General features: G+C 42.8%; 14 protein-coding genes and 1 pseudogene. 11 read left to right on the top strand and 4 right to left on the bottom strand.

Going from position 1 to position 23726, the window contains the following annotated elements:
- Entirely contained in the window at positions 1-2418 is a 2418-nt protein-coding gene (locus L5L91_RS10585; protein ID WP_263236461.1) for a Lon protease family protein, read from the bottom strand.
- A gap of 519 nt (positions 2419-2937) precedes the next feature.
- On the opposite strand from L5L91_RS10585, the pseudogene L5L91_RS10580 reads away from it, so the two are divergent.
- Together L5L91_RS10580 and L5L91_RS10575 are read left to right on the top strand one after the other, a co-directional pair.
- Positions 2938-5658, top strand: a pseudogene (locus tag L5L91_RS10580) (EAL domain-containing protein).
- 99 nt (positions 5659-5757) lie between these two features.
- Positions 5758-6996 carry a DEAD/DEAH box helicase gene (locus L5L91_RS10575; protein WP_263236460.1) on the top strand — a complete coding sequence of 413 codons (1239 nt, stop codon included), beginning with the start codon at positions 5758-5760 and terminating at the stop codon, positions 6994-6996.
- Positions 6997-7466: 470 nt separating this feature from the next.
- Here L5L91_RS10575 and L5L91_RS10570 read toward each other — a convergent pair whose 3' ends face one another.
- Positions 7467-8141 carry a hypothetical protein gene (locus L5L91_RS10570; RefSeq protein WP_263236459.1) on the bottom strand — a complete coding sequence of 225 codons (675 nt, stop codon included), beginning with the start codon at positions 8139-8141 and terminating at the stop codon, positions 7467-7469.
- Between the two features lie 100 nt (positions 8142-8241).
- On the opposite strand from L5L91_RS10570, the gene L5L91_RS10565 reads away from it, so the two are divergent.
- From L5L91_RS10565 to L5L91_RS10525, 9 genes are all read left to right on the top strand, one after another.
- Positions 8242-9732, top strand: a complete 1491-nt coding sequence (locus L5L91_RS10565) for a hypothetical protein (RefSeq protein WP_263236458.1) — start codon at positions 8242-8244, stop codon at positions 9730-9732.
- A 460-nt stretch (positions 9733-10192) separates the two neighbouring features.
- A complete protein-coding gene (locus L5L91_RS10560; protein WP_263236456.1) occupies positions 10193-10852 on the top strand; it encodes an inovirus Gp2 family protein in 660 nt (219 codons plus the stop codon).
- A 428-nt stretch (positions 10853-11280) separates the two neighbouring features.
- Positions 11281-18390 carry an FG-GAP-like repeat-containing protein gene (locus tag L5L91_RS10555; protein WP_263236455.1) on the top strand — a complete coding sequence of 2370 codons (7110 nt, stop codon included), beginning with the start codon at positions 11281-11283 and terminating at the stop codon, positions 18388-18390.
- A gap of 11 nt (positions 18391-18401) precedes the next feature.
- Complete coding sequence (locus L5L91_RS10550; RefSeq protein ID WP_263236453.1) at positions 18402-19109, top strand: hypothetical protein; 708 nt, start codon at positions 18402-18404, stop codon at positions 19107-19109.
- 253 nt (positions 19110-19362) lie between these two features.
- Positions 19363-20067: a hypothetical protein gene (locus tag L5L91_RS10545; RefSeq protein WP_105249817.1), complete on the top strand. Its 705-nt coding sequence runs from the start codon at positions 19363-19365 to the stop codon at positions 20065-20067.
- A gap of 46 nt (positions 20068-20113) precedes the next feature.
- Positions 20114-20446 (top strand): hypothetical protein, encoded by a 333-nt coding sequence (locus L5L91_RS10540; RefSeq protein WP_263236451.1) that lies wholly within the window; start codon positions 20114-20116, stop codon positions 20444-20446.
- A 32-nt stretch (positions 20447-20478) separates the two neighbouring features.
- Positions 20479-21303: an ankyrin repeat domain-containing protein gene (locus L5L91_RS10535; RefSeq protein ID WP_263236449.1), complete on the top strand. Its 825-nt coding sequence runs from the start codon at positions 20479-20481 to the stop codon at positions 21301-21303.
- Positions 21304-21459: 156 nt separating this feature from the next.
- A complete protein-coding gene (locus L5L91_RS10530) occupies positions 21460-22119 on the top strand; it encodes a hypothetical protein (protein WP_263236446.1) in 660 nt (219 codons plus the stop codon).
- Between the two features lie 60 nt (positions 22120-22179).
- Positions 22180-22581, top strand: coding sequence for a hypothetical protein (locus tag L5L91_RS10525; RefSeq protein ID WP_071939159.1), 402 nt, complete (start codon positions 22180-22182; stop codon positions 22579-22581).
- 94 nt (positions 22582-22675) lie between these two features.
- On the opposite strand, the gene L5L91_RS10520 is transcribed toward L5L91_RS10525, so the two are convergent.
- The gene (locus L5L91_RS10520) at positions 22676-23236 is read right to left on the bottom strand and encodes a tyrosine-type recombinase/integrase (RefSeq protein ID WP_115336121.1); all 561 of its coding nucleotides are present in this window, start codon (positions 23234-23236) and stop codon (positions 22676-22678) included.
- Between the two features lie 252 nt (positions 23237-23488).
- On the bottom strand, positions 23489-23726 hold a 238-nt coding region (locus tag L5L91_RS10510; protein WP_263236003.1), incomplete at its 5' end, for an integrase core domain-containing protein.

The following is a 23726-nucleotide window of genomic DNA, read 5'->3' as shown; positions in this document are numbered from 1 at the left end:
TTAATCCGCTTTAACTAAGGATCTGAGTGCGGTGAGTTTTTGCTGAGCGATGCCGAAAATGCTCTCGGGAGAATATTGCCCTTGGCTAGGTGCGGCCGTTTGCGGCAAACTTCCTGCGGTTTTACCGAGCAGTAATTCCATTGCTTGAGTCACATGGGTAATAGCCCAAATATGGAATTCCCCCTGTGCCACTGCATCGACAATGTCTTTGCGCAGCATAAGGTTGGCCATGTTCGAGGCCGGAATAATCACCCCTTGCTCCGGTGTACGGCCTTTTATTTTACAAACATCGAAGAAGCCTTCAATTTTTTCATTCACGCCGCCAATGGGTTGAGCCTCACCAAATTGGTTCATCGAACCTGTGATGGCAATATCTTGCCTTAGTGCTTGCTCGCTAATGGCCGAGATAATCGCGCAACATTCGGCCATTGAGGCGCTGTCACCGTCCACACCGCTGTATGATTGTTCGAAGGTGAGGTAAGTGGTGAGCGGGATTTGCGCCGTCTTACCTAAAACTGAGGCTAAATAAGCGGTTAAGATCAACACGCCCTTAGAATGGATCCGGCCTCCAAGTTTGACTCTGTGCTCGATATCCATCACTTCACCCTTACCAAACGCTGTGGTTGCTGTGATGCGATTGGGCATACCAAACTGATGATCTGAGGTCGAGATTACGGATAAGGCATTGATTTGCCCAACCACTTTGCCCTGAGTGCTAATCAAGGTCGTGCCGTTGGTAAAGCTTTGCATTATGTTGTCGTGCAGACGCGAGACTCTTTGCTCTTGATTTCGCAGTGCTTGCTCAACGTGCGGCACTAAAATTTGCTGGCTACCCGAAGATTTAGCGCAGTAGTTTGATTCCCGCAGCAGGTTGGCAATATTGGCTGAGTGTAGCGACAGTTTTTGTTGATCTTCGGCCTCACGCGAGCTGTATTCGATGATGCGTGCTATAGCCGCACGGTCGCAATGTAGCATGTTGTTGTCGTGAACTATGCTCGAAATAAAGCGGGCATAGTGCGCCTCAGAAGTTGAGGTTCTGTCCATCACATCTTCAAAATCGGCGGTAACGCGGAATAACTCACTGAAGTCAGGATCATAGTGCTGTAACAGCTGATAAGTTTCGTGATCGCCAAACAGAATAATTTTCACATCTAAGGGGATAGGCTCAGGCGCCAATGAAATCGTGCCCGACAGTGACACTTCCCGCTCCAGCGAACTTAAATCGAGTTTGCGTGAACGCAGGGCGCGTTTTAACCCGTCCCACACGTAAGGGCGTTCTAACACTTTTACCGCATCCATCAATAACACGCCGCCGTTAGCTTTGTGCAGACTGCCAGAGCGGATAAGTGAGAAGTCGGTGAACACTGTCCCCCTGAAGGTAGCGTTTTCCACATAACCAAATAGGCTGTGATAACTTGGGCTTTCTTCTACGACAATAGGGAATTTTTGAGTCCCTTGAGCGACCAAAACGTTAACTTGGTAGCGGCGGGGCATTTTCTTTTCAAGGGAAGCGTAGGCTAGGCCCAGTTGTTCTTCACTTTCTTCTAAAAAGATATCTAAATTGTCTAAGATATCCGCCTGCATACCGGTTAAGAAAGTCCGCGCTTCTGGCTGATGCTTGAACTTATCTTTGAGTGGCTTAATAAAATGAATTAATACTTCTTTGGCGACTTGTTCGTCATGCTCTTGCTGCTTATCGCTGAATTCTTCTTCCCATTCAGTGATTTGGCGAATAATACCCCGTAGTTTAACCTCTAGGCCATTGATATTACTTTCAAATTGACTACGTTCAGTCTCTGTCAATGCTTCGAATGAAGCTTCGTCATGGGGTTCTTCACCATTGAGCGCTACCATTTGATAGTCGCCCTGCATGGTTAAACTGAGGCTGATGCCTTTTTGTTTCGCTTCTTCGGTTAATTCAGTGAGTGCGACTTCTTGTTTCTGTGATAATTGGCTTTTGAGTTTTTCGGTGCGGGCATAATACATTTCATTATCAAAGGCTAAAGGCATAGCTTTGACAAGTTTAAGCATCAACTTTTCGACGGCTTTTTTAAATTCAAGCCCAGTCCCTGCGCTCAGTTTCAGTACTTTAGGGCAACGGGTATCATCGAAATTAACCACATAGCACCAATCGTACAGGGTATGGTCGTTTGGCTCGTGACGGCTTAGGTAACGCAGCATCATGGTCCGTTTGCCGAGGCCGTTCTGACCTATGGCGTAGATGTTGTAACCCTTTTCTTTAATTCCCATTGCAAACTCTACCGCTTGCTGGGCGCGTTCTTGGCCGACAATATCATTGAGAGGTGTGAGTTCTGCTGTCGATTGGCAATCTGTGCTTAATTGGTCGAGTTCGCAAATGCGATATAATTGTTTACTGTTGAGCAGGGTAGCTTGGCTTGATACGACGTCAGTGGGCATAAATATCCTTGGTTTTTCAGCCTTATTATTTCCATTGTAGACAATAAGATAGCATTTTTGTCAATCAAAACTCTGTTATTGCTGATATATGTCTTTAGGGATGGTTTTCTCTCGCTAAGAAAGTGCTGAATTATCGGGGGAAGACTTAATTGATTAAGTCTAACTAATTGTTACTCAATAAACTTATCGCGATACTGACACTAAAATTTTGTGCTAAAGTAGCAAATGCAATGTTAGTTGGATTTACCCGTGCAAGCAGTCTGCTGAGTGTGAGTAAGTTAGTGTGAATTTTGATGGTTTGACCTCTACCACCCTAAAAGGTGGATATGATGGAGTAAGTTTTAGATCTAACCTTAGTGCCAATTGAGATGTATTGATTTGATGTTAAACGTAAAATTTTATGAGATTTTACTGCTTGGTTAACGTTTTCCCTCTGTAGCAATATTGGGCATGTGTTTAAGGTCTTACGGTATTCTCGCTGTAGGCCGATTGAGCAGTAACGAGATCTGAGTTGGCAAGATGATGATAGATGTACCTATTACGCAGCAACAGCTGGATAACTGGTTGAGTGACTTAAATTTAGTCGCTGAGATATCAAGCAGTAAAGCAATGTTATTAGCATGGAATGCTGCGGGTGAACTTAGCAGCATGTTAAGTTCAGACTCTGCGGCTGAAAGTGAAATACAGGCAATACTCAGCCACCTAAGTGGCAATCATTTGGCTAACCCCCAGCCTGCGATAAGCCAGTCCGTTGTGATGCCATCAATGCTCACACCATCAGAAGTTGTTCCAAATCCATTTGATATTATTGATAAATCTACTATTTCCCCTCTAAGCAATGCTAAGTTGTCCAGCCTGAGTGAGCCGATTTCAGCATTGCCCCGATTAGGCAGTCATCAAATCACGGCTGCATTATCTGTATCACAGCTAACTGAGCAGGTACGTGAGCCTCTGTTAATTATGGATACTCGGCAGCACTCAGATTGGCACACTTGTAGCGCAATCGGCAGCGTGATTTGTTTATCTCTCGCTTGGCCATCTGGGGCAAATTTTGGCTTTTTATGTTTTTATCACAACGAGGCGCTCGGCGTAGATTCGAAAACGCTGCAGCTGGCAAAGCTTATCAGCGATAGCATTCAACGCCAGTTAGGCGAGATATTGAGCCAGCACAGTGCGGCCGAAGCATTAAGCCGAGGTGCGCCAACGTGTGTCGATACGGTCGATTTACAAACCTTTATTGATAGTTTTGAAGAACATATTTGGATGAAAAATGCCGCTGGCATTTACACACTCTGTAATCGCAGCGTCGAGAAAGCATGGGAAATGCCCCGAAGTGAGATTGTCGGTAAATCCGATGTCGAACTCTTTGGTGCTGAAATTGCGAATATTTTTCTAGAGGGTGATAGGCTCGCTATCGAGTCTGGCATGCCTATTATTGTCGCTGAGTGTTTAGACGGCAATGAAGCTAAAAATCATCTTTGGTTAGAAACGCTAAAACTCCCAACACTCAATGCCCTGGGTGAGCTCGTGGGCGTTATCGGTATGACTCGCAACATCTCCAAGCATAAAGCAGTTGAAGAACAACTGACACTGGCGACCAATGTGTTTAAAAACTCGGTTGAAGGTGTGGTTGTGACCGACCGGCATGGCAATATTACCGACGTTAACGGTGCATTTTTTGAGATCACAGGTTATGTGAGGGAAGAGTTACTCGGCCAGAATCCTCGGATTTTTAGTTCGGGTCGGCATGATAAAGATTTTTTCGATAAACTCTGGAATGCCTTGCTTACTCAAGGTAAATGGAATGGCGAAATTTGGAATCGGCGTAAAAATGGCACGATTTTTCCGCAAAATATCACCATAAGCACTATTTATGATGACGTTGGAGATGTGCGTTATTTTGTCGCTGTATTTGCCGATATTTCAGCCCAGAAAGAGAATGAAGCGCAACTCACGCACTTAGCGTATTTTGACCCGCTAACGCATTTGCCCAATCGCATGAAGTTTATGATGCAGCTTAAGCAAGAAGTGCGACAAGCTAAGCGGCTGAATTTGCAATTAGCGACTGTGATGATTGATGTCGATCTGTTCAAGCATATCAACGACAGTTTTGGCCACAGTATAGGCGATGAAATGTTGGTCGAGCTTGCCAAGCGTTTACGCAGCCAAGTAGGCGATCAGGATGTGTTATCACGGATTGGTGGCGATGAGTTTGTGGCATTGATTTCAGGGATCGACAATAGTGCCGATGCCGCAGTTGCCATAAATCAATTGCGCCAAGTGTTTGAGCAACCTTTTATTGTGAGCACGGGCGACCACTTACGTTTAACGGCGAGTATGGGCGTTTCTTTGTATCCGAATGATGGAACCGATGCGGACACTTTACTGCGTAACGCCGATGCGGCCATGTATCGTGCCAAAAATGATGGCCGCAATAATTATGCTTTTTATACAGAGTCCTTAACTCAACAGTCTTTTGAACATCTTAAGCTGCAAAGTGCCCTCTATGGCGCGATTGAGCAAAATGCCTTGTACTTAATGTACCAGCCAAAACTTGATTTAGTGACTTGACAAACCGTGGGATTTGAAGCGCTACTGCGTTGGTACGATCCTCAACTGGGTTTGATTTCGCCCGCGGTATTTATACCTGTGGCAGAAAAAATTGGTCTTATCCATGAGATAGGTTTATGGGTGTTAGAAACCGCTTGCCTTCAGGGAATGCGTTGGCTTAGTGAAGGCAAACATTTTGGCCGTATTGCCGTGAACGTGGCAGGACAACAGTTACAGCGTAGTTCCTTTGTGGATGATGTGAAACGTGTCTTAGCTGAAACGGGTTTGCCCGCCAAGCATTTAGAGCTTGAAGTGACCGAAAGTGTGATGATGCAGAATCCAGATCTTGCTATCCGTGACTTAAAGCGACTTGGCGATCTGGGTATCGAATTATCGGTTGATGATTTTGGTACTGGCTATTCATCGCTCAACTATTTGAAAAAACTGCCTATTCATAAATTGAAAATTGATCAATCTTTTGTGCGGGACATTCCCTTCGATACCAACAATACCGCTATCGCTAAGGCTGTGATTGCGCTTGGACATGCGTTGAAGCTCGACATTATCGCTGAAGGGGTTGAAACTAAAGAGCAAGCTGATTTTCTGCAACAAAACCAGTGCGATCAAGCCCAAGGTTATCTCTTTAGTCGTCCGCAGCTAGCTGAAGATCTCGACGCATTTCTATCGTAAAACAAGTTTGCATATAACAATAGGACTAGCGCTATGCCGCTAGTCGCTTAGGGTTGTGTCTGCTAAAATTCTAGCCATTATTTTCAGTGGTTAACCGCAATGTCTTTTAGTGCCTTATCCTTAAACTCCACGTTAGTGAATACCTTAGCGGTTCTTGGCTATGAATCGCCAACGCCAATCCAGTTAGAAGCGATCCCTGCCATCTTAGCTAAACGGGATGTGATGGCTGGCGCCCAAACGGGTACAGGCAAAACCGCTGCGTTCGCCTTGCCTATCTTGCATCATTTGATGACACTCAGCCCTGCGCAAGAGTTAACGGCTGTGAGACCCGTACGCGGATTAGTCTTAGTGCCGACACGTGAGCTGGCGGTGCAGGTACAGCAGAGTTTTGTTAAGTACGCAAAAGGGACTGATATTCGTATCGGCATCGCCTACGGCGGCGTGAGTATCGATGCGCAGGTCGCCGTGTTTAATGCAGGGATTGATGTGTTAATCGCAACTCCGGGCCGCTTACTCGATCACCTTAGGCAAGGTGCATTAAATCTTAAGCAATTGAGTGTGCTTGTTTTCGATGAAGCTGACCGTATGCTCGACATGGGCTTTATGGATGAAATTCAAGCCGTGCTCAAGCAAGTACCGAGTGACAGACAAACCCTGTTATTTTCTGCCACTTTAGATGCCGCTATCTTCAGCTTAAGTAAAACCTTACTGCGCGATCCCAAGTTGATTGAAGTTGCCAAGCGCAACACGACCGCTGCCGAAATTGAACAAGTGGTTTATGCCGTCGACGCCGACCGTAAAACCGAACTCGTCAGTCATCTGGTGCGCAGTAAAAACTGGCATCAAGTGCTGATTTTTAGCCGCACCAAGCAAGGTGTCGATAAACTGGTTCAGCAACTCAATAAAGCCGATATTATCACTCAGGCGTTTCACGGTGACTTGTCTCAAGGCGCGCGCGAGAAAGTTTTGCAGGAATTTAAACAAGGCAAAATTCAAGTGCTAGTGGCAACGGATGTCGCCGCCAGAGGCCTAGATATCGTCGAGCTTAAATATGTGATCAACTTTGAGCTACCCTTTATTGCTGAAGATTATATTCATCGTATTGGTCGCACAGGTCGAGCGGGTAGTGCAGGGCTTGCTATCACCCTCTTTAGTCAAGAGGACGCCCTATTATTGGAAGAAGTTGAAGTTGTGCTCGACAAGCGTCTACCACAACAATGGTTACTTGGCTTTGAACCCGACTTTAATAAGATGGATACCGAACCTAGACGTAACGGCAAAGCGGCGCAAAAACAACGTGCTAAAAAGCGCGCTTTGGGTGGAAAGGGAAAAAGGTAGTTTTTTAGGTGCGGCGTCTGAATGGCTGAATCTAATAGAGATTAGATCAAGTGACATGATTCATTTATCGACGCCAGTTCAGTTCCCGCCGCCGCATTTGAATTGATAGCTCGAAATGAGTAATAGCCTGAAAGTTCAAACAAAAAGGGCTTAACCTTGCGGTTAAGCCCTTCTAGTAAAATTGGTGGGGCGGCGTCATCTGAATTGATTGATTATACATTTGAAATTTAATGTTTTGTTTTGGTTCAATCTTTCTTGATGTTACATCTAGTGTTACTAAAATCAATCGCTAGCGTGTATTGTTTTGTAGTCATTCGCATTCATACTCGCCGTTTATACCTTTAAACTTCTTGCTATATTCTGCGGTTATTTTCTGATTAATCTGTACTTGTATGTTAAATGCAGGAAGCATTAGGAGTTTGAAATGGCTAAAGTTGGTGATCAAACTTGATTGGTTCGGTCGTGGTTAGTTATTTAGCAAACGCTCCATAGTAGATTTTTGTTGCTTTAAGTAAGAGCTGTTCATCGATTTTACTGCCCTGTTCATGAGCCGCAAATATGAGGTCAAACAGACTGGCTATACCGTTCCTAAGCTCTTCTGTCTGTGCAGGTTCATTATCTGATGGTGAAGTAGGCTGCTGAGCACTGATTGCTAACTTGTTTTCCATTTTTTCGAATTTAGCACTCACCTGCTTAGCTTTTAGAATTATCTTTTCTTCTGCCAGCTTGGCTTTTAGCTCATTCTTTTGTGTTAAAAACTCTTCATAGTTTCCTGTTACTAGTTGCGTAACAACTTCTGCTTGGGTTTGCTCACTGCACATTTGGGCTAACTTAGCTGCAATTGTTTTGTCGAGACTAATCGAAAGCGAAACCATACCTTTACTTTGGCGATGTTTTCTCACCCGCCATGCATTTCTCATTTCGGCAGCAGTTAACTTGATTTTAGCCTCAACTGTCTGATTAGCTACAAAAAATCCATATAAGTGTTGCTTTAAGCTATCTGTTGAAAGGAATACGTCAGGAGTAGGAATTCCCTTCTTGCTTATGTAATTCGTCATCCAAATGCGCTCAGTTTCAGTTTCTGAAATAAGAAAATCAAATAATTTAAAAAAATCTGGGGGAGTAATTGTTCCATTTTTAGACATAGCATCAACCTCTGCATTTATCATTACATGTAATGTAACATGTTTTATTGATCTTTGTGAACACCGTGATAATGGGCATTTTCTATGGTAAAAGTAGGGGATGAACCAAGTTGATAATTGGATTGATATGTTTCTTTTACATTCGTTGGCTGGTGCGACACCTGAGACTAGGTTGGTGCTGCTTGCCTGGGCTGCACGTTTTGGGACTAATTTTCAATCGGGGAAAAAGGATGTATTTGCAGCCGAGTTAGGCGTTTCTAATCGACACTTAAGAGTGGCGCTTGAATTTCTTGTGCGTGAGGGATACATCTGGGAGATTAAACGTTTTATTAAGCGCCCTTTGGAAAGTAAGTCAGATGTACGTTTTGATTATGGGCTAACTACCAGAACTTGGCTGATGTGGAATGACTTTCTCGTAACTTGTTCATGGGCTGAAGAGCTGACTTTTGCTCTTTTTGATTCTGGTTTGCAAGAAGTGTTACCCCCAGGCAAATCAATTGTTATTACTGAAACTATGCGCCTAGTAAGAGCAGCTTTGCTGATGAAGTCTAATAACGCTGGATATGTCATTGGGTGCGATGACCATGCATTGAGCAAGATGTTGGGTATAACAGAGGTGAAACTTCGTCAGACAATTCGTACACTGGCAAAGACGAATTCAATTGCAATTGTCGCCCATGGAGTGGCCCGTTCAAAGCTACTAAATCGCTTATTACCAATCTATCAAATTCGTCCTAAGCTACCTAGTATGTGTACTATCAAGCTTGGAGTGAGTCTATCTAGTTTGAATCTGCTTCCGCTACAATTTACTGAAAATTTGGATTTGTTTTACCGCCGCACACTCAAGGCCAAGCGTGCTTTAACAAAGGGATATCCTAGGCAGAATTCATTACTGTCAGATAAGGACTATTTTGAATTATCCAAAATTTTCAATAACAAGAAGCTCACCATCTCGATTCATCATCTGTGTTTATCTATTATTCTCTCTCTGATACCTGATTATGTATCTAATTGCATGATAGCTGATACGGCAGCTAGTTTATCTAAAAAGGAGTTAGCTGATTCCTTAAGGGGGAGTGTTCAGCTAAAGCTGGCTGAAGGATTAGCATATAATCTGCTGACATTTCCTGAAGTTGTTAATGACAAGCAGAAAGCATCGCGAGTTAATGATATTGCGATCTTAAAGGACTATACCTTCCATGGGTTAACTGGTGAACTCGTTAAGCGGATAGAAGAAATTGCAAAACCATGGAGGCTTTTTGTGGATATTTACCATGGTAAAGCAAACATTATTGGTTACCTTCGACATCATCATATGCTTGCAGGCCCCATAGAAATGTCTAAGGTTGCAGCCGAGACACAGTGTGAAGCACCTGAAGGTGAGCAAGATAAACGAAGCGTGACATTCTCGCAGGTTTCTTGTGTTTTTGAGGTGCATGTGCCCAAAGATCATAAACGCGAGGATTGTATGATTTTGGCTGATGAGTTACTGACGGTTAATCACAGAGTTGTTAATCAACGAATTCGCATTGTAGAAAAATTAATTTGCGGTAAAGAAGATGAAATAATTAAACAACAATACGCCAGGTAAGTATGAAGATACAAAGAGCTTAAACTCGTCCGTTGTATTGGGTGGCATGAGACCATCGATACCTTGAATTGCAGTTTGAATGATTAGAAAATATGGCTAAAGTGAGGTGATAAAACCATTCGAATGGTCATCTATTTGGATTTGACAACATCACGGGTAAGGCTTTTACTGTGATTTAATCTTCGAGTGAAATGGAACTAGAAAACACTGAGATAGACTAGGGTCATGTATTAATTCTTCCTATAGTTCACATGCCCTCAAGGGAGATGGTTTGTCTGTTTGTTATTACTATCTTCCATTATTGGTTGCATTTAGAACACCTAGTTGACTCTACACATTGCTATCCATCAAACACTGAGAAGATATCTCCTCAGGTGATTAACGTTGAATTTGTGACTTTAAAGTTAAAGTTTACACGGACCATTTAGGTTATGAACAATAACCAATATGGAATCGCAACATGTCAACTTCTAACACTGATCTTGCCGTTATCAGCAATGGCCAGTATCAAGGCTTAAAGGTTAACTCTAGACCTTTAAGTGCTGTGTACTTAGACATAATATTGAAGACGATGCAGGCTGCTATTATTGACCATCCAAGAACCTTTATGGTGCGGTTTGATTTACATTTACCACAGCTTAATTTTCGTGATTCACCTGTAGTTTATGATTCAACGGTGATAACCAAGTTCTTTAAGTCTCTTACTGCAAAAATACGACATGATAGGCTTATCAAGGGACGCAAAGGTAAGCGTGTTCATCCTTGCACTCTGCGCTATATATGGGCAAAGGAGCGAGCTTGTGCAGACACAGATCACTACCATGTAGTGATTTTCCTTAATAATGATGCCTATAGCCATTTAGGCGATTTTAATCGGTTTGGTCAAAACCTGAGTACTAAGATTGTTGAGGCCTGGGCCAGTGCTTTAGGGCTCGATGATTACAGTACTCGGCATTTAGTGCATTTCCCTGATGATACGCCAGTTTATTACATCAATTGTAATGCTGAAAAGTATCCTCAGACCTTCGGTAAGGCCTTCTATCGTTTGAGTTATTTTGCCAAGTTAGAGACTAAGCATTATGGCGATAGAAGACGCTCATTTGGCTATAGTCGAGTGTAGGATTCGCATTAAGTCAGGCTGCTGGTGGGATTAAATATTGAGTTCTTATACTGCTTGCTCTCTCAGGTTTAAACGCTTCATGTATTTCATTAGGCGTTTTTATTGTCATATTGTTGATTATTAAAGTTTTAGTATAAAGGCTGCCTGATGGGCAGAGGTCTTCACCGCTAGCTAAGTTTTTTTCAGAGGGGCGTTGATATCGTTCGTTGGAGCGGATTGTAAGCTATCGTGCTGTGGTTATATTTGTGTTTTTATTTGGTTTCGCAATTGTTTTATTATGTAACTCTTTGTTTGTGTATTTATTGCTCACCCTGCATTTTGCAAGGGTTTCATTTGTTATTAGATTTAGCTTAATTGTTAATTGATGTTGATTTGATTTTTGTTAACGGTTATAGCTCGTTTGTTGCTATTTCAAACGGAGCTTGATGATGTATACCAACCCCCTAAAAACCCTATTAGTATTTTTCCTCACTTTCAGCACGTCTTTCTCTGTTTTCGCAGATACCGAAACAGTGGCATTAACAGGCGGTTTCCGTGTCAATGAGATGGGAGCTGCAACCTATTCTTTGCCTATAGAGGCTTCTGCTGGGCGAGGTGGAATGAAGCCCTCCGTGGCGATTTCTTATTCATCCTCTGGCGGGGACGGTTACTTAGGCTTAGGTTGGGGAGTACAAGCGTCATCTGCGATAACTCGCTGCCCTAAAACCATTGAGCAAGATGGATTCCTTCAGGGCGTGCAATTAAAAGACACTGATAGTTTCTGTTTAGATGGACAGCGTTTAATGCTCGTGAGTGGCCAAAATGGCATCGATGGCGCTCAGTACCGAAAAGAAATTGATGATGCTTCTGTTATTACCGTAGTAGGTCAGGCCAATGGCGGTGGTCCTGGTGCGTTCAAAGTGGAGACTAAAGCAGGTGAAACGTTTTATTTTGGCGATGCGTATACGCAAGCTGGCAAAAACTTCGTTACGACTTCTAATACAAACAACCATGATGATTCATATCAAGTTGCGCTAAGTAATGGCTATGAGGTCATTCATTCTTGGAGCTTGAAAGCCATTGAAGACGTAGTTGGCAATTACATCAGCTTCCATTATGTTAAAAACAATGAAGAACAGTATTTATCCAGCATCGATTACTCGGGGCATGCTAACGGTGCATTACCCTATAAAAAGGTCAGCTTTGAATATACCGATCGCCCTTTTCCTAAAAAGGGTATCGTTTACGGCTCAGCCGTATCACAGACAAAGTTACTCAATAAAGTCTTTCTATCAACAGATAATCAAATTGAGCAAACGTATTACCTAACCTATAAACTAGCGACGTCATTGGCTGAGTTTAACTATCTCGATAGCATTCAAGCTTGTGTTGGAACGAATAAAGCGGATTGCACAAGTGTTATTCAGTTTGATTGGGAGCGGAGCAGTGCACCACAATCGCCGACCTATAGGCCTTACACAGGCATTCTTCCTGCAAAAAATCTAAACATTCCTTCTGGTGAGAATTTAACCGCCAATATTTTTGATATGGATGGTGACGGGCTGGCAGATATTGTTTATGTCAGAAGTGGTACTTGGTACAAGCGCTCTATTGCGTCAGGTGTTGAGACGCAAATGACAAGCATAGGTGCATCTCAACATGCTTATGCTCAAACTATCGATTTTGACGGCGACGGGCAACGCGACTTACTTGTCGCTGCAAGCAACTCCTCTCCTTGGCAAGTACTCTCTTTCAAGCCGTCAGAAGAAAAGACCAGAGATTGTGAGCCTGATGGTCGTGGTGGGCAGCTTTGCATTGATAGCACACGTACTGTGCAATACACCCAAACATCTTTAGGGCGAACAGCGATTGGTTTGAACGGCAGTGCGATGGTCGCCGATGTGAATGGTGATGCCTTAGAGGATATCGTGTTTCTCGATGCAGGCCAGATTAAGTGGTACAAAAACTTGATCGGCGGGAGTTTTGCTGCTGCGGAGAGTTTGTTTACGTTCCCAACAGGGAGTGATGCAAGTCCAGGTATACCGCGTATAAATCATACGGCAAAAGGCTTTGAATCAAGTGCACTGTTAGATGTCAACGGTGATGGTTTGACTGACCTCATTCTTAAAGTAAAGAAGACCGTTAGCTACTGCTCTACTGGGATGGGGCTTATTTATGATATTTCACAGTCCGAGTGTGTTGCAGATTTTAATGGTCGCTGGGGACAAAATATCACGGATAACTGGATACTTTATGTATCAACAGGTAGCGGGTATAAAGAACAGCAAATTATTACCATCACATCGGGGATGGATACCTTACGGGCAGCTGATTTTAATGGCGATGGGCTAACTGATATTGCCTATGTCAGTGGTAATCAGTGGTATATCCAATTATCGGATGGCACTGCGTTTCTACCATCAATCAATACAGGGATAACGACTGACGCAGATAAGAAGTTGAACACCTATTTTATTGATATTATGGGTAATGGTCGTGCTGATATTCTTGCTAAATCAGAGTCGCTCAAATCGACACTCTACATGTCTGAGCCAAGTTCAATCAGAGGTGTCTCATCTTGGAAAGCATCCGGGATAATAGACCATGTCATTAATGAACGTTTGTTCTTTGCAGATATTGATGGTGCAGGCAAATTGGACATTGTCGCTAACGCCGGCGGTTGGTTTCGCTACGCTCCCGTCTCACCCAAATACAACAATACTATCAAAGCCATTACGGATGGCTTTGGGGTGACGACTAACATCAGTTATGCCTATTTAACTGAGCAGTTTAATGGTCAAAGCCGGGTATACAAAACCCAAACCTCCAGTAATGTTGATCATTCAAAAAACTTCTCTATCATCGCGCCACTGCAAGTCGTTGCTGAAGTAAGCACACAGGCAAGTAGTACCGGTAGTGTCAGTGTTACTTACGAATATGGTGGATTACTCGTTAACCGTTTAGGGCGAGGTGGTGCAGGTTTTGAATTACTGAGAACCATTGACAACCAATCTAAGGTTGTTACTGAAACCATGTATGACCAGATATTTCCACGTATTGGGTTACCTATTGCCTCCAAGCAAAGTTACCAATCGCAAGCATTATCAGAGGCAAGAACCAGTGTTGATTTTGTGCGCGATAGCTATGGAGTATATCGGCAAACCAGCATGAACAGTACTGACATTACTCGTCAATACGGAACGGATAATGTGGTTCGTGAACTTACGCAAGTTGATACTCAAAATAGTTATGATGATGCCGGGAATATTCTCAGCAGTGAGGTGGTTACTCGTGACTTACAAACCAACACTGTCGTCTCTACTGTTTCTATCATCAACGAATACAACGGTGCGGGAGGTGGCGTCAGTAAGGGGCGGCTGAGTCATTCTGTCGTGACAAAGTATCGAGCAGGTCAACGAGATAATGTCCCTGATATCACCAATGAGAGTAGTTTTACGTATTATGAAAATGGCTTAATTAAAGATTCCATTATTTCGCCTAATGACAATCGTTATAAAGTCACTACCTCTATCACCTATGATGTTTATGGCAATAAAACTTCAGAATCGATCACTGCAGGCACTAAGGCTGATGGTTCTGATCCCCAAACACGTAGCAATTACAGTACCTATGATGCGAGAGGACGCTATTTAAAAACCTCTACCAATCCCCTTGGTGATACGGCAACCTATGGTTATAACGGCACAACGGCCGATAGTGTTACTGGGTTGATTACTAAAGTCACGCTAACGGATGCAAATGGCCAAAGTTTGACTAAGACCTCTGATAAATGGGGACGGCCTGTCGGTGAGTTAACGCCAGATGGCGTATTAACCCAAATCAGCTACCAATCTTGTAGCAGCGGTGGATGTTCTTTGTTTGCTAATGGTTATCTTTTGACGACCACATCAAAAGCCGGAACGCCGAGTGCAAGTGTAATTACCGACAAATTTGGGCGCACGGTCGGTAATTTGCTGGTGGGATTTGATGGTAAGACGATTGCCACTGCAAAAGAATATGATGGATGGGGTCGTCCAATTAAAGACTATGAGCCTCGGTACGATGCCGTATCCACGTATTTTACTGAGCTTAGGTATGACGGTTTTGGCCGAGTCATTGCGCAAGTCAATCCTGATGGTGGTGAAACATTAAATGACGTGCAAGGTTTTGAATCTCTGACCATTGACCCGTTAGGAAATCAAACATCCGTGGTCGTGGATGCCCTTGGGCTTCAGTCTGTTGTAACTGATGCCTTAAATAACCAGTTGCATTTTGTCTATGATGCATCGGGAAATTTACTCAAGTCTTATGTGTCGGGTAATGGTACCGAGATTGTCAGGACGCAGCTGATTTATGACGATTATGGTCGTAAAACCACCTCAATTGATGTTGATAAGGGAACGTGGCGATATACCTATAATGCATTTGGGGAACTGCTTTCTCAGACGAATGCCAATAGCCAGTCTACTTTCTTCTACTATGACACACTCGGGCGGCAAATGCGTCGAACTGAGCCAGAAGGCACCTCTTGCTGGGTATATGGTACTAAAGCGGCTAAAAATGCGGGCTTATTGGTTGCTGAAAAACGTTATGACACCATTGTAAGCGATTGCAGCGCGGCAGGTGCTGTACATCAAAAGACCACGAACTATGATGAATTGGGGAGGTTAAAATCCACAACCACCACGATAGGTGCATCGAGTTATACCTCAAGTGTCAACTACGATACCCTTGGGCGAGTCGCTGAACAAAGCTATCCTGAAAATCTGCTTACCGTTGTTAACCATTACAATGAGTCTGGCTATTTGTATAAACGTACCGACAAGGCGACGGGTATAGCCTATCAAACCATCGATAAAATGAATGCTAAAGGTGGTGTTGAAAAGGTTATCTATGGCAATGGTACAGAGGAATTAACCGCTTATGATGAAAAGTTGGGGTGGGTGAAAAGCATTCAGTTAACAAGCCCCGGCGAAATGCTTCACGATTTAGAATACGTCTTTGATGGTGTTGGTAATCTTACTCAACGCAAACACAAATTGTCTTCAGCATCAACGACATTTGCAGAAACTTATAGTTATGATGATCTTCATCGTCTATATAGGCGAACGAAAAGTGTTGACTTAGACAACATTATTTTACCAAGTGAAGTAAGTACTCTTCAATATGACGATTTTGGGAATCTCACTTCAAAAACAGGGGTAGGTACTTATCGTTATGATGCGACTAATCCTTATCGCTTATTAGATATTTGTGGTGAAGGAGGCTGCGGCACACCTGAAACAACACCCGCAAGTAAATCCTGCCCAACGGGTTATGCACTCAATGCGGCTGGTACAACCTGCCAAAAGAATGAATCGCAATCCGCATCGCTAAGTTACAACTATAGTTGCCCAAGCGGCTACAGCCTTTCGGGAACGACATGTTCGAAAACTGAAACGAAAGTGGCACAGGTTAAAACCGAACAAAGTTGCTCTCGAGGGGGAACCTTAAATACCGCTACGGGCAAGTGTTCTCGACGTTTTAGTTTTACAGGGTTAACTAAGCCATCTGGAGCAGGAGTTGTTTGTGATAACGGTGAACCTATGGGCGGTGGACGACGCCTTTGGGATTGCACCGAAACTTATCAATCAACCGCTAAGCAAGTATATAGTTGTGAAGCGGGTTGGACTGTCAGTGCTACTAACTGCACTCGTACCTTGTCTCAGGCCGCTACTCAAATACCAGTCTATTCCTGTCCCGCAGGTTGGTCTGTTTCAGGGAGTGCTTGCAATCGTACACTCACCGCGTCTATCACCTACAGCTGCCCTGCGGGTTGGACGCAAAATGGCGCCCAGTGCAGTCGTGCGCGTCAAGCCAGCTACGCGATGGTCTATGATAAGAACGGCAATATCACCAATGATGGCACCAGAACGCTTACTTATAGTTCCTACGATTTGGTCACCAATATTGCTAAAGGTAACGAATCCAGTCGGTTTAAATATGACGCCGCAAGACAGCGTTATGAACGCTATGATGTCAAATTGGAAGACGGGGTTTTAGCCTACTACACCACCTATTATGTCGATGGTGCTTATGAAAAAGTAGTGCGTACCGGCGGTGGTAAAGCTGCGCTCACCGAGCAAAAACTGTATGTGGGTAATTTGGTCATTACTAAACGCAGTAACAATAGCACGGATAGTTTCTTGTATTTGCATAAAGACCATCAAGGTTCTACTACGACCATTACGGATGCGGCAGGCAACAGTGTTCAGCAGTTTGTTTATGACCCTTGGGGTAAACAAACCGCAGTATTTGATACTGGGTTATTGGCCAACTATACCACTCCAGCCACCACTAAAGGTTATACCGGTCATGAGCATATTAGTCATTTGGATTTAATCCATATGAATGGTCGTATCTATGACGCGACTATCGGGCGCTTTATGCAAGCAGACCCGTTCATTCAAGCGCCAAGCGATACGCAAAGTTATAACCGTTATAGCTACGTGAAAAATAACCCCATGAGCTATACCGACCCCAGTGGCTTTTTCTTTAAGCGTCTTTATAAAGCGTTGATGGATATTGGAGGGGTGACTTTTATTCATCGACAGATTGCCAAAGTGGAAGGGCTTGGTTCGGCAATTCAAATTGGCCTAAATTATATTCCATTTTTTGGACAATTAGCGTCAGCCCATTTTGCCTTTGATGCTTCATTTGTTGCTACGGGGAGTTTGAGTTCAGCATTTAAATCTGGTGCAATATCTTTCGCTGCTTCAAATATGGCACTGAATGGACTAAACGGTGTGGAGGGATTTGTCATTAGTGGAGTTGCTGGTGGTATTTTTAATGTTGTACAAGGAGGTGAGTTCGGTCATGGATTTATCGCTGCTGGTGTTGGGATGCTTGGAGCTCAAGGAGCTGGAATGTTAGGTATTTCAGGGTTTATGGGACAAACATTGGCATCAGCAATTATTGGGGGAACGGCCTCACAGTTAAGTGGCGGTAAATTTGCTAATGGGGCGATGACTGCGGCATTTGCCTACGCGATGGGGGCCGCAGCATCTAAAATCAAATCAAATTACAAACCAAACATTACTGGTAGTGATAAAGTTGCCTTTGTAGGTGGAGCTGCGGATAACACTTTTGGTGCTCATGTAGTTAAAGGTCAATACGAAGACTATATTTCACTTTATGGTAGTGATAGTGCTAGTTATTTCGAATGGACGGATGCCGATGCACTTTCAACATATGTCGCTGATAATAAGGGAAGAGTCACTATTGTTGCACATAGCTATGGTGCTGATGAGGTTGGACATTTGGTTGCTGGTGGTATGCAAGTTTATAAGCTCGTGACGGTCGATCCTGTTGGTTGGACTCGGCCTAATATGCACGCTATAGCTAGTAATTCCGTGATCTGGAATAACTACGATTCAACTGGCAGCATGGGGAGTTCTTGGAACAATGTTGTTTCTACTTTTGGCGGTGCTTGGAACTCGTTGCCATCTGGCTATGCAACAAACCACTATACAAGCAGCCTCGACCACGTGACTATTTGTTCAGTATATTGCCGACCTTAAAGGATCGAATAATGAAAAGTTTTTTTTTAAAATTGACAGCGACGATTTTTTTGTTGGCATTATCTGGTTGTGCTACTAGCTCACCAGAAGATTTCCATGTTGAAAAACTTAGTTTAGTTAAAGTCTCAACGGATACAAAAAAAGAGATTGATTATGGCCGCTATGTAGACGTTGATGGTAGTTTTTATCGCCTAAGATTGGAATTGACCTCTAGTACCGATTTGGTGGATTTGGCTGGAGATTATTCCTTAAGGTATACATCTTATTTGTGTGACCGACCCGATTATAAAGTACTTATAGGCAGCAACGCACTGTATTCGGATGGTGAAAATGTGCAAGGCTTGGGCTTATCAAAGAGATATGGTAGTACTGAGATTCCTGAAAGGATCTTTTTAAAAGAACCTAAGTACAAGATTATACAATCGGCTTATAAAGTCGAAAAAAGACAAAGTATTGAGAAGTCTCTTAATTCTGACGGTACGGATAAGCGCCATGCCTATACTATGTATTTAGGTCTTTATTCTCCTGCGGTTGCAAGCTGGAGAAAGAATTCAGAAGGTAGCTACCAAAATGAATTTGAAGCGTATGATCTAAAGATTCAGCCAGAAGATGTGTGTATTGTCATTGAAGGCCATGCAAAGCTCGGTGGTGGTTTCAAATCAAACGTAGTCAAGGTTGACCGACAATTGTTCAAAGATGTGCTAAACGGAGTTGAATGATTTATCCCTAATATGGATTAGCAGCTTTATTAGCTGCTAATCAACTAATACTGCTCGAATCTCTTTCCAGAAATAATCTTTTGAACTGGAGGGCAGTGGGTTAACAACTGACGTATAGTGTTAACCATTAAGAACGATGGCGTTGAGGTTTCATTTTGGCAGGCACTATTGCGCCAGCAATGGCGGGACAATATTACGCATTAGGCGTGGGTAACTACCACTATTATTTGACCAATTTTGAGAGGAAACGCTAATGCGAAATGCCTATATAGTGTTATTGGTGTTGCTGATAACAAGCCTAGTGCAAGGATGTGCCTACTATAGTTACAGTACTCGCACTGCTTACGGTGTGCAAAAAGTGGATATCGAAGAGTATTTAGGGCCAATTGATATAGGATATGATTCTCCCATCTTAAGCCCTGTCATCACTTTTGATAATGGTGTGCAAGTCAAGTTTTATATTTCTGGAGCGTATAATTATCCACCCAAAAAAACTGATTCAGAATATTTTAATAACGCAAGAATTGAGATGTTTATCACTTCATTAAAAGAAGGGATACAGCTGAATACAAAGCGTATCATTCTAGACCAATACCGTATTGGTAAAAAAATACCCGTTAAGTTTATAGAAAAAAAACGTTATCCAAGTTTGGCGAGAAACCAGCATGGACTATTGGTTTGTACATATCCAGAATTGAGCCAGAAGGCTTTTTATGATTTTTATAAAAAGGAGAGTATTGAGGTACCTTACATGACTAATCTCAAGTTAGAGTTAATAAAGGGTAGCGGTTTGATATCAAATTCCAATATTCTCTGTGGTGAATTAGTCGCGATGGATACTAGCTTTGCTGGCGAGCAAGGATATTTTACCATTACACTGCCCTTTATCGAGGCGGGAAATACCAAAGAATACACAGTGCATTTCTATCCAGTAGGGACTCGTTACACTATTAAGTAACTCGCCCCTAGTTATGATTAGATCAATTCTCCCAAAAGGAATGATTATGAATAGGAACTGGGGATGGGGATTAACTCTAATGTTACTCAGTTGTACAAGCATCGAAAATGGTTTTTCTGAATTAAACAGTAGCCACCCGTTCAAAAAATGGTTGATTACATTGAATAGTGACTATGGTAAAGGGCGGTATTATATGTTTTCCGCTGTCGATTTTACTGAAACGGGTATTAGGCACCCAAGTTTAGAACGGCTAAAAAAACTGATTCGCTTACATGCGAACATCCCTGAAGATTGTAAAAAAAATATGGAAATCATCGATAGCACAAGGAATTTATATGAGGGTGGTGGAGAAAGCATAATCATCAAGTGTAGTGAATGATAGGATAAAATCACAGTTACATGAGCAGGCCTATGTTGAAACGAGTTATCAGTTATTTGATGTTTGCATGTTTACTCAGTGCCTGCGCTTCAGATCCACGTTTTCGGGCTTTGGAAGACGCCGAAAAAGCACATAATCAGAAACAGCGAGAAACTTCGTTAGTGCTAATGGATTTGGATGAGATATTCCCTGATCCTCAAGTTCGCGGATTGGCGAAAGCGGCAGGAAAAGGCGATATCAAAAAAATCCGTGAGTTAGTGGCAAATGGAGTCGATGTCAATGCTCAGGGTAGATCTACAGGCACGCCCCTGTTTTGGGCAATTTATAAGGGTAACCTTGAGGGCTTTGAAGAATTACTAAAACAAGGCGCCACACCCAATGTCAAACTTGAGGGCTCTAGTACAGTGATGCATTGGGCGACCAGAAATAAAGATAGTCGCTTTTTACAGTTGGCATTAGCCTATGGTGGCGATCCAAATCTTAAAGGAGGAATGTTTGATGCCCCACCTATTGAGGAAACCGTTGAGTTAGGCGGAAAAACGATACCCAGGAATTATTATCTGCTCATTGAAGCTGGCACAGATCTTAATATAAAAACAAACACTACCCTATTAACTCAAGCAGCTGGTAGACGTCGATACGATATTGTTTTAGATTTATTAAATCGTGGCGCCGAGTTCCAAATGGTTAACCGGAGAGGCATCATTGTTTTATTTGATTGGTTAGCCGAGCATGAGCGGGTGATGGATAAAAATGAAGACGCCTATAAACAGAAGAAAAAAGTTGAACAGTGGTTACAAGACAGAAATATTGACTTCAGCATAATCACTCCAGGCTCAAAGGGGAATTCTGGCTAATAGTGTCCGAGGATTTTTTGAGTGCTAAAGCCAAGGCGTTAACCGTGTATTTTTATCTACTCAGTAAAGCCCATTAAGTCGCTTGGTGTTGATTCGGTTGATGTATTGGCTAAATTAGTTTTGAGATGATATGGGTAAGAGTGGAAGGAATGAGTGATGAAGTATTTGTTACTGCTTATCAGTCTTTGCTTGTGTAGCTGCACTTCCACCATTTTGGAGGTCGCCAGTGTGCCTTCAGTTAGCCCTTGGGAGCCAGTTCCTGATACAAAGGAATACACGTATAACAAAAACCTTGATGATATTATTGAGTTTCCCGACGTTAATCTTTCGTTATCGCTGACAAATTATGAAACCAAGTACCGAGGGAATGCGATATTGGGTATAGAGATGAACCGGTGGCCCGATAGTCAGTTTAATAAAAATGAAATCATACTCGCATTGGGTGTAAAACCCTTAAAAAGTGATGTTGAGTTAGTTGCAAACAATATCGTGCTAATCATGAAGGTTGATGGTGTTGAGCAGCATTTCAAGCCATTTATAGCAATGAAATTTAAAGATTATGATACTCAATTTTGTGGTTTTGATAACTCTTTGGGGGGATGGGGTACTCGCAGTGTCGATATTGCCGATAACAAAGAGAGTTTACGGCTCGGCAGTGAATTTGTAGATAACTGTTATAACCTGTACTTTAAATTCCCTGAAAAGGTCAAAGATGTGGATTTTGCTCTCGATTTTTCCGGCTCCCTGCTACCTCTGGATAATCATCAAGTCATCTATTTTCATAAGAAACTGATTAAGTGGATGTCATCTAACTAAAACGGACTAAATTTTCGATTTTACGAAAGACGTAAGTACATCTTGGGAGTTAGCCCCTCATTGAGTGCAGGTTTTATGAGAATTTTACATGTGTTACCTAAAACGGTTGCCATTGTACTTGCTGGCTTAAATTTAGCGGGCTGTCCCACTCAATTTAATGTTGAGGTTTTGAATGATAGCAGTAGTACCATCCACATTCTGTCTGGCTATTCAGATCTAGAGTTATCTCGGATTGAACCAGGTGAAGCAACCCAAGTTGCATATAACCTTGATTGTTTTAGGGTTAGGGCTGGAGAGCTGATTTATGAGTACAAACCTGTGATGCCACCAGCTCAGTATGTTCAAAATGGATTGTTTAGCTCGCTATTTAAAGCTGTATTCACAGGTGCTCAGGAGTTAAAAATTTATGTGGATGGTGAAAAGCAAAATGAATCGCTCTATCTCGTAAAAGGTTGTAAGTAATGTAAACACATTAAGCCGTAACTCTTTTGCGTTGCTATTTAAAAATAAAGTCGTTTTTGACAAAAAATAAGGAGGGTGAGCACCCTCCTTATTTTTAGATTTCCAGCTCGACAAAGTCCTTATCGATATCGTCTTGCTCAATACCGATATAACGCAGGGTAGTTTCTTCAGCGCTATGCCTGAGCATCTTCATTACTCGGCCAATATCTTTTGTTTGTTGATACAGCAGATAGCCTCGCGTCTTACGCATTGAGTGGGTGCCTAAGGCGATTTTGAGCTCTTCCCCAATCATCGCCAGTGCGCGGCAAATATAGCGTCGTGACAACGGCGCGGGTTTAATGTGCTTAGCTCTTTGATTACGGTAGGACTGAAACAGATAGATATGGTTAGGATGCTCGCGCGCAATACGCTGTATCCGTTCCAGCGTCTTTTGGTTGAGTTTTATATTGGCGATTTTACCGGTTTTGGATTCCTTAATGATAAGTCTATCGCCGTGGATATCACTGAACTTAATCGAGAGTAAGTCAGAAATCCTCAGGGCGAGATTAAGGCCGATATTCCACACATCGGCCAGTTGCTGACTAAACTGTCTTTCGAGCAGATAGCTGATAAGCTTAACGGTGTCTTGGTCTTTAACTGCGTGAACCTCAGGCATGGTCATGTTCCTCTTTTTTGCTATAGCGTGTTTTTGGGCACTTGCATTGCGCAGAGCCTTATTGGGCAAGGGGTTGAGTGTTCCCGTTTTAGGATTCTGGGAACTTGATTTGGCTAAGTCGTTTAATCCAAACTGACCTTCACCTTGTAAACGCCCATATCGAAATAAGTGGCAAAGTTTTGGGTAAATAAATCGATTAATGCTCTGCATTCCCGCTCCCCAATCCAGCCACTAAATAGGCTATTGTAGTGGTCAAGTAAAATTGGCCACGGTTTTAGAGTCATTCCAATATAAACGTTCTGACTCATTTGGCGTTAACCCACCATTATATTGATGGGGTCTGGTCTCACTGTAATATCCAGTGATGTAATTTGTGATCTCTTTATTTGCTTCTGTAAAATTCCCATAACCACTGGCGGGTATCCACTCAGATTTCAAACTTCTAAAGAAACGCTCCATTGGTGCGTTATCCCAACAATTCCCGCGGCGA

The organism is Shewanella sp. SM55, assembly GCF_025654025.1.
Lineage (GTDB): Bacteria > Pseudomonadota > Gammaproteobacteria > Enterobacterales > Shewanellaceae > Shewanella > Shewanella oncorhynchi.
This window is presented reverse-complemented; position numbering and strand designations above follow the sequence as displayed.

Excerpts from the sequence above, each read along its gene's own strand:
- L5L91_RS10560 (WP_263236456.1), top strand. The coding sequence starts at position 10,193 with ATGTCAACTTCTAACACTGATCTTGCCGTTATCAGCAATGGCCAGTAT.
- L5L91_RS10550 (WP_263236453.1), top strand. The coding sequence starts at position 18,402 with ATGAAAAGTTTTTTTTTAAAATTGACAGCGACGATTTTTTTGTTGGCA.
- L5L91_RS10535 (WP_263236449.1), top strand. The coding sequence starts at position 20,479 with ATGTTGAAACGAGTTATCAGTTATTTGATGTTTGCATGTTTACTCAGT.
- L5L91_RS10540 (WP_263236451.1), top strand. The coding sequence starts at position 20,114 with ATGAATAGGAACTGGGGATGGGGATTAACTCTAATGTTACTCAGTTGT.
- L5L91_RS10555 (WP_263236455.1), top strand. The coding sequence starts at position 11,281 with ATGTATACCAACCCCCTAAAAACCCTATTAGTATTTTTCCTCACTTTC.
- L5L91_RS10570 (WP_263236459.1), bottom strand. The coding sequence starts at position 8,141 with ATGTCTAAAAATGGAACAATTACTCCCCCAGATTTTTTTAAATTATTT.
- L5L91_RS10545 (WP_105249817.1), top strand. The coding sequence starts at position 19,363 with ATGCGAAATGCCTATATAGTGTTATTGGTGTTGCTGATAACAAGCCTA.
- L5L91_RS10575 (WP_263236460.1), top strand. The coding sequence starts at position 5,758 with ATGTCTTTTAGTGCCTTATCCTTAAACTCCACGTTAGTGAATACCTTA.
- L5L91_RS10565 (WP_263236458.1), top strand. The coding sequence starts at position 8,242 with ATGAACCAAGTTGATAATTGGATTGATATGTTTCTTTTACATTCGTTG.
- L5L91_RS10585 (WP_263236461.1), bottom strand. The coding sequence starts at position 2,418 with ATGCCCACTGACGTCGTATCAAGCCAAGCTACCCTGCTCAACAGTAAA.
- L5L91_RS10530 (WP_263236446.1), top strand. The coding sequence starts at position 21,460 with ATGAAGTATTTGTTACTGCTTATCAGTCTTTGCTTGTGTAGCTGCACT.
- L5L91_RS10520 (WP_115336121.1), bottom strand. The coding sequence starts at position 23,236 with ATGCCTGAGGTTCACGCAGTTAAAGACCAAGACACCGTTAAGCTTATC.